The organism is Ensifer sp. GW821-FHT05G01, assembly GCF_059419585.1.
The window spans coordinates 109,417-121,581 of the sequence record NZ_JBWKSC010000009.1 but is presented as its reverse complement, the minus strand read 5'-3'; the positions used below and the strand labels follow the sequence as shown (position 1 = coordinate 121,581).

General features: G+C 61.6%; 10 protein-coding genes. 5 read left to right on the top strand and 5 right to left on the bottom strand.

Features of this window, described 5'->3' with window-relative positions; genetic code table 11:
* Window positions 1-123: 123 nt before the first annotated feature.
* Window positions 124-840, top strand: a complete 717-nt coding sequence (locus tag AC07UR_RS21700) for a Crp/Fnr family transcriptional regulator (RefSeq protein WP_209790180.1) — start codon at window positions 124-126, stop codon at window positions 838-840.
* A gap of 275 nt (window positions 841-1,115) precedes the next feature.
* A complete protein-coding gene (locus AC07UR_RS21695) occupies window positions 1,116-1,778 on the top strand; it encodes a response regulator transcription factor (RefSeq protein ID WP_173423293.1) in 663 nt (220 codons plus the stop codon).
* Window positions 1,779-2,031: 253 nt separating this feature from the next.
* On the opposite strand, the gene AC07UR_RS21690 is transcribed toward AC07UR_RS21695, so the two are convergent.
* From AC07UR_RS21690 to AC07UR_RS21675, 4 genes are all read right to left on the bottom strand, one after another.
* Window positions 2,032-2,616, bottom strand: a complete 585-nt coding sequence (locus AC07UR_RS21690) for a DUF922 domain-containing Zn-dependent protease (protein ID WP_209790295.1) — start codon at window positions 2,614-2,616, stop codon at window positions 2,032-2,034.
* Between the two features lie 246 nt (window positions 2,617-2,862).
* Window positions 2,863-6,015: an efflux RND transporter permease subunit gene (locus AC07UR_RS21685; protein WP_209790181.1), complete on the bottom strand. Its 3,153-nt coding sequence runs from the start codon at window positions 6,013-6,015 to the stop codon at window positions 2,863-2,865.
* A gap of 26 nt (window positions 6,016-6,041) precedes the next feature.
* Entirely contained in the window at window positions 6,042-7,193 is a 1,152-nt protein-coding gene (locus tag AC07UR_RS21680; protein WP_173423295.1) for an efflux RND transporter periplasmic adaptor subunit, read from the bottom strand.
* 66 nt (window positions 7,194-7,259) lie between these two features.
* Window positions 7,260-7,868, bottom strand: coding sequence for a TetR/AcrR family transcriptional regulator (locus AC07UR_RS21675; protein WP_173423296.1), 609 nt, complete (start codon window positions 7,866-7,868; stop codon window positions 7,260-7,262).
* 219 nt (window positions 7,869-8,087) lie between these two features.
* Here AC07UR_RS21675 and AC07UR_RS21670 point away from each other — a divergent pair, with 219 nt between their 5' ends.
* Window positions 8,088-9,056, top strand: coding sequence for a DUF808 domain-containing protein (locus tag AC07UR_RS21670; RefSeq protein WP_209790182.1), 969 nt, complete (start codon window positions 8,088-8,090; stop codon window positions 9,054-9,056).
* Window positions 9,057-9,155: 99 nt separating this feature from the next.
* On the opposite strand, the gene AC07UR_RS21665 is transcribed toward AC07UR_RS21670, so the two are convergent.
* A complete protein-coding gene (locus AC07UR_RS21665) occupies window positions 9,156-9,869 on the bottom strand; it encodes a L,D-transpeptidase (RefSeq protein ID WP_209790296.1) in 714 nt (237 codons plus the stop codon).
* Between the two features lie 157 nt (window positions 9,870-10,026).
* Between AC07UR_RS21665 and AC07UR_RS21660 the strand changes: the two genes are divergently transcribed.
* Together AC07UR_RS21660 and AC07UR_RS21655 are read left to right on the top strand one after the other, a co-directional pair.
* Entirely contained in the window at window positions 10,027-10,689 is a 663-nt protein-coding gene (locus tag AC07UR_RS21660; protein ID WP_209790183.1) for a response regulator, read from the top strand.
* Window positions 10,689-12,044 (top strand): ATP-binding protein, encoded by a 1,356-nt coding sequence (locus AC07UR_RS21655; protein ID WP_209790184.1) that lies wholly within the window; start codon window positions 10,689-10,691, stop codon window positions 12,042-12,044. Before AC07UR_RS21660 ends, AC07UR_RS21655 begins: the two co-directional genes overlap by 1 nt.
* Window positions 12,045-12,165: the final 121 nt, after the last annotated feature.

Sequence of the window (12,165 nt, the reverse complement as noted above, 5' to 3'; positions counted from 1 at the left end):
GATTAAGCTGATATCGATGTGGATTCCCACAATTACTAATCATCTTGGGTAATATTCCTAACCACCGGTTGTTTGCTATATACTTAAGTACAATCGAAAAGACCGAAGAGAGAGTGCGCCTTTATGGTGGGGCAACTTGGGGCATTTATAGGGTCGCAACAGCGCGGTGAACCGTCGAGTTTCGACACGAACCAACACAGATCGGAACTCACCGTTGCGCGAAAGCGGGTGTTCCCGGCCGGCTCCATTTTGTTCGAGCCAGAGGGGAGGTCATGCGTTCTGTTCTTCATCTCCGGCTGGAGTGTCAGTCGCAAGATTCTGGCGAACGGCACGCGGATCGTCGTGGAATTCATGCTGCGCGGAGACATGGTCTGGACCTTGTCTTCCGAGTTGACGCAAGAAACCATCCAGGCCCTCTCGGACGTGACCGTCTATGAATTTGCCGTGCCTCCCGGCGCCGGTGGCCCCAATCTTTCGACGAGGATCCAACAGAATTTCGTGCACGAGATGCTCAAGCGCCAAGTGCGAATGACCGAGCGGCTGGCAAACATCGCGCGCCGCGATGCGCTGGAGCGCACAGGCCATCTGCTGCTCGAACTGGCGGTGCGAGCCGGCAAACCGAGCAGATCGGGTTTTGACGGTTTCGAATGCCCCCTGACGCAGTCAGACATCGGCGATGCCGTCGGGCTATCGTCCGTACACATCAACCGCGTTTTGAAGGAGATGAGATTGAAGGGGTTGTTATCCTTCAGGAATGGCATCGTCGAGTTTCTCGATCGCCGACGACTGGCCGAATTGGTTGATTTCGACCCCGGCTATCTTCGCACGAATCTCGACTGATTGATTGCGAGTACATTAACCTATGTTAATGCAGAGCAGAAATATATGTGATCTGATTGGAAATATATAACAACAAAATCATGAGAGGAACCCGAAGGTATATTTGCACTTATACTTGTATCTAGAATATTTTACACCTGACAAAATAAGAATAAAAAGGAGAAAATTCAATGGATATTCGTACAGCAACAATTGCGAGAAGCTCCACGACGCGACCGACATCCTTCCCAAGCGCACTGGAACAATCCCTCCCCCAAGGCTTGAGCGGTTCGGACATGACGGATCAGGAAGAGGATTTCGACTACATCCTGCTCATTGACCCGCGCGCGCTCGACCGGGAATGCCTGTCGAAAAGTCTGACGGGCTACGATCCCGGACTGACGATCGTTACCGTCGGATCCTTTGACGAGTGGCGCAGCCGAAAATTGCAGACCGACCCCTCTGCCGTACTTCTGATCGTCGGTGGCGGCAAAGTGGGCGACCTTGCAGTCTGCGAAAAAATCGAAACGCTGGTTGAGAAGTTCAAATACAGCCCGGTGATCGTGGTTGCCGAAACGGACGAACTCGGCCAGATCCTCAAAGCGCTGGAATGTGGTGCCCGTGGCTACATTCCAAGCAATGTCGGGATCAATGTTGCAGCCGAAGCGATCGCACTTGCGCGCGCCGGCGGCGTCTTCGTTCCGGCGAGCAGCATCCTGACGATGAGGGAGGCCATCAACTCGGTCGTGAATGGCGCACGATGCTCAGACAGCCTGTTCACGCCGCGGGAAATCGAGGTTGCCGAAGCCTTGCGCCGTGGAAAGGCAAACAAGATCATCGCCTACGAGATGGATCTGTGTGAAAGCACAGTGAAGGTCCACATCAGAAACATCATGAAAAAGCTGAACGCGACCAATCGCACCGAAGTCGCCTACAAGATCCGCGAATTCATGAAGTAGGCTGGCAACAGCAGAGGAGCCGGCAGGCGTGTTTTGACGGCTGCCCGCTGAACGAGATCGGCTGACATGTCTCCTGTATCCGGCAATTCGGCCGGTATGGGACGACATCAGCTGTACGGAAATGCCGCCATCGCGCCTTATCCACTTCGACAGGAACGTGTCGGGGAATCTCCGTTGCGGCACACGCACCGGCGCATTCCGCTTGGACGTACCTTGCCAGGGCGCAGCCTGGGCCGTTACGCGCAAACCTCAGTCAACGGCTTCCGGCACCATTGACGAGATTGAGGATGAGCTGGTGAATGTTACCACCATCGCTGAGTTCGACACGGTCGAAGTCCCGGCTTCTCTGGCGCTGGGCTACGGACAGTTCGCCGAGCCGCCTTGTTAGTTCGGCCCTTATCTTGCGGCAGTTGGGATCTGCATCGACCGAGAGCCCCACCGATGTGCTCTCGATCGCCTTCACTAGATCCTTGATGAAGTCGCCGTGCACCAGTTCGTGGCTGCGAACGCCTGAGATAAAGGTTTCCCAGTTCTGCGCCATGGCGCCCTGCAGCGGCTTTGACGGCTTCGGCAGCGTATAGGTGATGATAAGCTTCGGCTTGGCCGAGACGAGCGTGCAGGCGTTGTTGTCTTGCGGCTCGTATTTCCGGGTCCAGGTCAGCTTGAAATCGGTGTGCGCGATGGCACGAACCATCCCGCCAACCTTTGGCCCTCGCTCTCCGATCGACGCGTAAAGTTCAGCTCCGGTCTGACCGGAAATTGCATAGGTGTGGGTCTTTTCCACCGCCTGCCATTCGGCATGCACCATGGACGGCAACGAAAATGTGCAGACCATCATGCTGCAGAAGAGAATATCTAGCTTCACCCGAATCCCCTGGAAGGCGTCTGATTGCGGGCGACCCTACTGCATAAATTTCTGATCGGCACCGGCTAAAGGCAAAGGCGGTCGCACGTTTTCACGTTCGCGCGTCCGATCGGCGCTCCCGCGTCCGCCGCCCGCACAGTGAATTCGATGCCCCCATCACTTGCCCCTGCAATGGCGTCGACCGACCGACGCCATTGCATTTCATCCTCCTCGTCAGCGCTATTCGGCAGCAACGGCCGGCGGATAAATCATCGCCGCTGCGGGTTCAGCAGCGTCCGCTTCAATGGTTTCCGGCTCGGTTTCCTGCCGCTTCGGCTCCCGGCCGAAGAACAGCGCGTAGCCGGCCGGCAGCACCAGGATCGTCAGAACGGTGGCGACAAGGATGCCGCCCATCATCGCATAGGCCAAAGGCCCCCAGAAGACGCCGCGCGAGATCGGGATCAGCGCCAGAACCGCGGTCAACGCCGTCAGCATGATCGGACGGAACCGGCGCACGGCCGAGCCGATGATGGCCTCGGAGCGATCCATCCCAGCCGCAATATCCTGGTCGATCTGGTCCACCAGGATGATCGAATTGCGCATGATGATGCCGAGCAGCGCGATAACCCCCAGAATGGCGACGAACCCGAAGGGAGCGCCGCTGATCAACAGCGCTGCCGCCGCTCCGATGATACCGAGCGGACCAGTCGCCAGAACCAGCATCGCCTTGCCGAAATGCTGGAGCTGGACCATCAGCAGCACGACGATGACCGCCAGCATGATCGGCGCCTTGGCGGCGATCGAGCCCTGGCTTTCGGCCGCGTCTTCAGCCCCGCCCTGGATGTTGATGCTGTATCCCGGGGCGAGGCTGTCGCGCAGCGACTGCATCTCGCCATACATCTTCAACGCCACGTCATTCGGCTGAACACCGTCGGGCAAGGTGCCGCGAACGGTGATCGTCGGCAGGCGATCCCTGCGCCATTCGATGCCCTGCTCAAGCACCGGCACCACCTTGGCGACCTGCGAAAGCGGAACGAAACTGCCGAAATCGGTCGGGATATAGATCGATTCCACCGACGACAGCAGCGCGCGGGTCGCATCCGGCTCGCGGGCGGCGATCGAGACCGTCTCTTCGCCGTCGCGGAAATTGTCGAGCGGCACGCCGGACATTGTCGCCTGGAGCATCTGCCGGACGCGCTGCGAGGTGACGCCGAGCGCGCGGGCGCGATCCTGGTCGATCACCAGCTTCATCGCCGTCACCGGCTCCAGCCAGTCATCATGCACCGCACCGAGTTGCGGGTTTTCGGCGAACTTCGCCTTAACCTGGTCCGCGATGCGGCGCACCTCCTGGCGGTCCGGTCCCATGATGCGCATCTGCACCGGCCAACCGGTCGGCGGGCCGAGGAAGAGACGATCGACCTTGGAGCGGATCGAGGGGAAATCCTCCGAAAGAATCTTGCGCAGCTTGACGATCAGCCGTTCGCGCGCCGGCTCGTCATTGGCCATGATGAGCAGCTGGGCGAAGTTCGGATTGCGCAGCTGCTGGTCGAGCGGCAGGAAGAAGCGCGGCGCGCCTTCGCCGATATAGGTCGCGATGAAGCGCTTGTCCGCATCGTCCATCATCCGCGCTTCGAGCGCCTTGGCCTCGCTCTCGACTTGCTTGATGCTGGTGCCTTCCGGCAGCCAGAGATCGGCGAGGATTTCCGGGCGGGAGGATTGCGGGAAAAAGTTCTTCGGAATGAACTGGAACGCCCACAGGCTGACGAAGAAGGCGACGAGCGTCAGCGACAGGACGATGACGCGGTGATGGACCGCCCAGGACACCGTCGAGCGCAGGCGGCGATAGAAGCGGGTATCGAAGACATCGTGATGGCCGCCGGCATGGGCGCGCTGTTTCAGGATCATGTTGCCGAGCCACGGCGTGAAGTAGACGGCGACGAACCAAGAAACCACGAGCGCGATGCCAACGACATAAAACAGCGAGCGCACATATTCGCCCGCCGTCGAGGCAGCAAAACCGACCGGAATGAAGCCAGCGGTGGTGATGAGCGTGCCCGTCAGCATCGGGAAGGCCGTCGAAGAATAGGCGAAGCTGGCGGCCTCGACCTTCACGAGCCCCTCCTCCAGCTTGCGCTCCATCATTTCGACAACGATCATGGCGTCGTCGACCAGAAGCCCGAGCGCGATGATGAGCGCGCCAAGCGAGATACGCTGCAGGTCGATCCCCAGCTCGTACATGATGGCAAAGGTTGCAGCGAGCACCAGCGGAATGGTGATGGCGATCACCAGGCCGGAGCGCCAGCCGATCGACACGAACGAGACGACGAGCACGATCACCAGCGCCTCGCCGAGCGCCTTCATGAACTCGCCGACGGCTTCGGTGACCACTTCCGGCTGGTTGGAGATCTGATCGACAACGACGCCATAGGGCAGAGACGCCTCGAAACGCTTGTAGGTCTCCTCGACGGCCGCGCCGACGTCGGTGACCTTGAAGCCCTTGGCCATCACCACGCCGATCTGCACGCTGTCCTGGCCGTTGAAGCGGAACTTGCGCGAATAGGGATCCTCCAGCCCTGAGGAGACGGTGGCTATATCGCCAAGGCGGGTGACTTCCCCACCGGCCCTGAGGCTGAGGTTCCTGAGATCCTCGGCCTTGTCGAGGCCGCCCTCGACGGAAATGCGCACCGAACGCGAGCCGGTATCGACCGAACCTGCCGGATCGACATTGTTCTGGCCGGCAATGGTGTTTCTGAGATCGTTGAGCGTCAGCCCGCGCGCGGCCAGCACGTTCGAGGAGACGTCGATATAGATCTTCTCGGGCTGGTCGCCGAGGATCACCGCCTTTTCGACGCCGGGCGTCGTCAACAGCATGTCGCGCGCCTGGATCGCGAACTTTTTCAGTTCGGGATAGCTGTAACCGTCGCCGCTCAGCGAATTGAGCGTGATGAAGGTGTCGCCGAACTCGTCATTGAAATAGGGCCCAAGGAGCCCTTCCGGCAACTCGTTGGCGATGTCGCCGACCTTCTTGCGGACCTGATAGAACGCGTCGGCCACCTCTTGGGCATTGGTGTCGCCCTCCACCTGCAGCGTGATGATCGCGCTTCCGGCGCGGGTGTAGGAGCGGACGAAATCGAGATGCGGGGTCTCCTGCAGCTTGCGTTCGATCTTGTTGACGACCTGATCCTCCATCTCCTGGATCGAGGCGCCCGGCCAGAAAGCCTGGACCACCATGACGCGGAAGGTGAAGTCGGGGTCCTCCTTCTGGCCCATGCGCATCAGACCGAGCACACCGGTGATGATGATCAGGCCGAACAGGAACCGCGCGATGCTGGGATGGGCAATCGCCCAGCGCGAAAGATTGAAAGGCCGCTTTTCTTCGGTGGACTGGGACATCGGCATCATTCCGCGGTTGGGTTGGCTCAGCGCACGATTTCGGCGGCTGCGGTCTTGTCGGCGGCGGCAGACTGGCGGGCGACGTCGCCCGAAATCGCCACTTTCAGGTTTTCGGCCATGAACTGCGTACCGGCGGCCACGACGAGGTCGCCGCGCTGCAGTCCGTCGATCACGCGCACGCCCTCACCGGTAAAGTCCGCAACGGTGATCGTCCGGCTCGTCACGGTCTGGCTGTCGCGATCGACGACCCAAACCGTCGTCCCGCCGTCCTTTTGAGCCAGAGCGCTCAGCGGCACAGCGATGTGGCGCTCGGCGTCGTCGGCCGACGCAAGGACCGTGGCGGTCATGCCGAGCAGGACGCGCGGATCGTTGGGCAGGCTGACGCGCACCGCAAAGGTTCGGGACGGCTGTTCGGCACTGCCGGCCACCTCGCGCACCTTGCCATCGAGTATCAGCCCCTGATCCGACCAGAAGCCGGCCTTGACCGCCATGCCCGGCTTGAAATTGGCAACATCGACCTCCGGGACGGCGATCAGCACTTCCTTTTCGCCATCGACGGCGACGGTGGCGACCGGCGTGCCGGACCCGACCACCTGACCGACATCTGCGACGATGGACGCGACGATGCCGCCGCGATCGGCCACCAGTTCCGTATAGGTCACCTGGTTTTTCGCCTGCGCGAGCGCGGAGGCTGCGGCATCGCGCGTGGCAACCGCCTGGTTGTGGCCGAGTGTCGCCTGGTCTAGTTGTGCCTTGGAGGCGACTTTCCTGGCAAAGAGCTGTTCGGCGCGCGCGCGGACCAATGCAGTCGTTTCGACCTGACGCTCAGCGGCCTCGAGGCTTGCGGCCGCGCTCTTGACCGATAGGTCATAGTCCGTCGCGTCAATGCGGGCGAGCGGATCGCCTGGTTTCACCCGATCGCCGACATTGACCAGCCGCTCGGTGATCTTGCCGTTGACGCGAAAGCCGAGATTCATCTCTGTGCGAGCACGCACAATACCGGAATAGCTCATCTGGCGCGATTGACCGGCATCGCCGATTTCGACCACCTTGACCGGACGCACGACCGGCTTGGCTTCCTCGGTTTCCTCGGAGCAGGCCGCAAGCACGAAGGAGATCACGGCAAGAAGGGCTATCCTTCCGCTCGATGCGAAACGGCGACGGGTTTGAACGGGCATGGGCATTTCCGCACTCCTGGGGTGGCATCAGCCAAACGGTTCACATCAGCGCCGCGCGCGGCTTTGTCAGTTCTTCAGTGCCTTGATCGCAAATTCGATCAGTTCATCCGGCGTCGCCCGATTTTCCTTCGAGAGACACTGCGCCACCATCTGCGGATGACAGAGAATGACGGTCGCAGCGCCGAAACATCTGGAGGCAGCGTCGGCGTCCTGGTCGGGGAATTCGCCCGCAAGAATGCCTTCGCGGATCACCTCGGCGACAAGGGCGTGCAGACGATCGATGTGCTTGTCGATCACATGCCAGTCGCGCTCCATGGCGATCACGACCATCTCGTGCACTTTCTGGTCATCGAGCATGACCTCGACGGTCATCTGGTGCTGAGCGCGGATATATTGCCGCAAGCGCTCGGTCGGGCTCAGCGGCAGCCGGCAAATCGCCTGGGCCTGCTCGTAGCTGGCCGCCAGCATGCGGCCGCAGATCGCCTGATGGATTTCAGCCTTCGAGGCGAAGAAACGGTAAATATTGGCTGGGGACATGCCGAGATCGCGGGCGATGTCGGCCACATTGGTCTTCGAGTAGCCGAAATGCCGAAACAGCCGCTCGGCGGCATCGAGGATCCGCGAGACATTCTCCTGACGCGTGGCGTCCAGCTGGCTTTCGAGGCCGTCATCCATGTAAGTTTGCTTCCGATTTACGATTGACGATTTTCGTATTTCGTCAGTCGTAAATCGAAAATCATCAAGCGTCAATAAAGCGAGACCGTTTTTCGCCTCACGAAATGGTGTCCACCCGCCAGCCGTTCGCGTGTCGTTGACTCGACACGCTGCGGTGGTTACTGCCGAATTCCCGGGGCAGCGGCTCCACGGAATTTCAGCGCAAAGGGTTAGTATTCAATGGCTACTGGTCTCATCGCCCTGCTCGACGATATCGCGGCCATCGCCAAAATGGCGGCTGCCTCGCTCGACGACGTCGCCGCGCAGACGGCAAAGGCTGGCGCCAAGGCGGCGGGCGTGGTCATCGACGACGCAGCCGTGACGCCGCGCTACGTGGTCGGCTTGACGCCTGAACGCGAACTTCCGATCATCGGCCGCATTGCGCTCGGTTCGCTCAAGAACAAGCTCCTGTTCCTTTTGCCCGGCGCGCTGCTGCTCGGCTATTTCGCTCCCTGGGCGATCACCCCGTTGCTGATGCTGGGCGGCGTTTATCTGTGCTACGAGGGTGCCGAGAAGCTCTATGGGGTCTTCTTTCCGCACGCGGCCCACGAACACGAAAATGCCGTGCTCGGGCACAAGACCGACCCGGTCGCGCTTGAGAACGAGAAGGTCGCCGGCGCCGTGCGCACCGATTTCATCCTGTCGGCCGAGATCATGGCGCTGACGCTGTCAACTGTCGCCGATGCCAGCATCTACATGCAGGGCGCCGTGCTCGCGGCAGTCGGCATCGCCATCACGCTGGCCGTCTATGGCGTCGTCGGCCTGATCGTCAAAGCCGACGATGCGGGCGTCGCGCTGGCCAAAACCTCCGTTTCTGCGCTGCGCGCCATCGGCCGCGGCCTGGTCGTCGGCATGCCGGTCTTTCTGAAGTTTCTCGCGGTAGTCGGCACTGCCGCAATGCTTTGGGTCGGGGGCAGCATTCTCGTCCATGGCCTTGCCCAGATGGGATATGCCGGCCCGGAACACACCATCCACGACATTTCCGAAGTCGTGACCCACGCGGTGGCTGTCGCCCCGGGCCTTGTCGGCTGGATCGCCACATCGGCGCAACAGGCACTGCTTGCAATCGTCGTCGGCGCCGTGACCATTGCCGTCATGGGCAACATTGTCGGCCCGATCTGGAACCGCCTGAGACCCGCAAGCCACTGATTGCGCCGGGTGCCCGCGCGTCCAAACTCTGGCCCCGAATGGGCCAGAGACGGTTAAGTTCGCCGGACGGTAGACCGTCGCTGGCACGCCAAGCCGCAATCAGCTCGTGGCGAGATGCGCCTTCGACGGATCCGGGATGACGACGATCGGGCTGCCGTCGCGGACCTGATCGTGCAGATAGACCACATCCTGGTTGAGCATGCGGATGCAGCCGGACGAGACGGCCTTGCCGATCGAGCGGGCCTCGGGGCTGCCATGGATGCGGTAAAGCGTGTCCTTGCCGTCTTTGTGGATATAGAGCGCCCGCGCGCCGAGCGGGTTTTTCAGCCCCGGCCCCATGCCGCCGTTCTTGATGCTGTAGGGTTCGAGCTTCGGCTGCCGCGCCACCATTTCGTCGGGCGGCGTCCAGCGCGGCCATTTCCGTTTGTAGGCGACCACCGCCCGCCCGGACCAGGCGAAGCCCTCGCGGCCGACGCCGATGCCATAGCGCATGGCGCGCTGGCCAGGCAGCACGTGATAGAGGTACTTCGCCGGCGTATCGACGATGATCGTGCCCGGGCGCTCCTGCGTCGGGTAGTCGACCTCCTGGCGCCAGAACTTCGGATCCACCTCGGAAATATTCACCTCCGGAATGGGAAACGGCTCGTTCGGCATTGCATAATACATCGGCGGCACGGCGCCCTTTGGCAGCGGTGGCGTCTCGACCACCACTGGCTTCGGTGTCGGGCGCGCCGTTGCTGCGCAGCCGGACAAAAGCATGGCGGTTGCGCCGACGAAAAGGCTGCGGCGCGTCAGCGTGCCGCCGAGACTCATATGGTTTGTCGCTGACGGCAATGGGTTCGGCTGGTCTTTATCGGACATTCATCGACTCGAAGAGGTTGTTACGATGACCCCAAAGGAATGCGCTACCTTAAGGCTGCCTTAAGGGACGTGTTAAACAACCGCGGTCGATTGCGCGTGGAGATCTTGAGTGCGTGTACTGATTGTCGAAGACGATGATATTTTACGGGACGGGCTGAAGGTCGGGCTGGCGCTTGCCGGCTTCACCACCGATGCCGTCGCCACCCGGGAGAGCGCCGATGCGGCGCTGGCCGCCGGCAGCTTCGACGCCGTCGTGCTCGATCTCATGCTGCCGGATGGTTCCGGCACAGACGTCTTGAAAAAACTGCGCGACGCGCGCGACGATACCCCGGTGCTGTTGCTGACGGCCCGCGACACGGTCGCCGATCGCGTCAGCGGGCTTGACATGGGCGCTGACGATTATCTCGGCAAACCCTTCGATCTCGATGAAGTGGCCGCACGGCTGCGCGCTCTTGCCCGCCGCTCCGCCGGCCGCTCGACCGCCCTCATCGAATGGGCGTCGATCCGGCTCGATCCCGCCCGGCAATCGGTGGAAAAGTCCGGCACGCCGGTCAGGCTTTCGCGTCGGGAATATGCGGTCCTGCAGGCGCTGATGTCGCAGCCAGGCGCGATCTTTTCCAAGACGACGCTGGAGGACAAGCTCTACGGCTGGCAGGAAGAGGTCGAAAGCAACGCCGTCGAAGTCCATATCCATCACCTGCGCAACAAGCTCGGCCCCGGCCTGATCGAAACCGTCAGGGGCATCGGTTACCGTCTCGGCGGCGACAGTTGATGCGATCGATCCGCGCGCGCCTCTTTTTCATCCTGCTTGTCACCACCGGGCTGATGTGGCTTTCGGCCACACTCTGGATTTTCTTCAGCACCCGTGCCGAGGTCGAGCAGGTGCTCGACGCACGGCTGATGGAGGCGGCGAAGATGGTGAGCTCCCTGGTCGTCAACCAGGAAATCAACCCCGACAGGCCGACGCAGACCAAGGCGAAGATCCCGGTGCTCGACCACCCGCATTACGACCGGCAGCTTTCCTGCCAGATCTGGTCGCTGGACGGGACGCTGATCGGCAAGTCGGAAAGCGCGCCGGAGACGACGCTTTCCGCGCATGCGACTGGGCTTTCAGAGACGGTGATCAATGGCGAGACCTGGCGGGTCTATGCGGTCGAAAATGCTGAGCTTGGCGTACGCGTTCTGGTCGGGGACAACCTGCGCATCCGCGACAGGCTGGTCAACGACGTGGTCAAAGGCCTGCTGTTTCCGGCTCTTTTGATCATACCGTTGCTTGCGACACTCATCTGGCTGAGCGTCGGGCGCGGACTGGCGCCGCTTAGAAAACTGGCGGGCGATCTTGCCGCGCGCGATGCGTCGGACCTGCACCCCATCAACGAAAGCGCGACGCCCAGCGAGATCAGCCCGGTGCTTGGCGCGCTCAACGGTCTCTTCGGCCGCGTCGCCCGCGCGCGTCAGCGCGAACAGAATTTTATCGCCTTTGCCGCCCATGAACTGAGAACGCCGCTCGCCGGGCTGAAGACGCAGGCACAGGTGTCACTGGCAAGCAACGATGCCGAGATCCGCGAAAAGGCGCTTGGCCAGATTGTTGCGGGCGTCGACCGTACCGGACGCCTCGTTCGGCAACTGCTCGACATCGCCTCTGTCGAAGCGTCCGAAACGACGCCGCCCGCGGCCGAGGTCAATGCCGGCGACATGCTAGCCTCGATCCGCAGCGAGCTTCTCGGCCACGCCGGTCGCGCCGTCACTGTGGTGATCGACCCGGGCCTCTTCGAACTGCGGGCCAGGGTCAATGCGGACCTGCTGCGGCTTGCTGCCCGCAACCTGATGGAAAACGCACTGCATCATTCACCGGCCGGCGGCACGATCCGTTGCTCGCTGGAAACCGATGAGGGCAACGTGGCGATCGCGATAAATGACGATGGTCCCGGCATCCCGCCGGAAGAAATGCCCCACGTTACCGAGCGCTTCTTCCGTGGCCGCTTCAAGGCGGCAATCGGCAGCGGCCTCGGTCTCAGCATCGCCGAACTCGCACTCAACCATGCCGGCGCGACGCTCGCATTGCAAAATCGGGCCACGGGCGGGCTATCCGCCAGGATCATCCTGCCCAATCGCCTCATCGCATGAGTTGATTCGAAGCCGCGTCATTGGAGCAGCGAGGAACCACCGCCCTCGCGCGGCGCGGCCAGCCGTGCTCAGATTTCTTTATATCCACCCTCGTAACGTGTATCGAAGCCCTACGACCGCG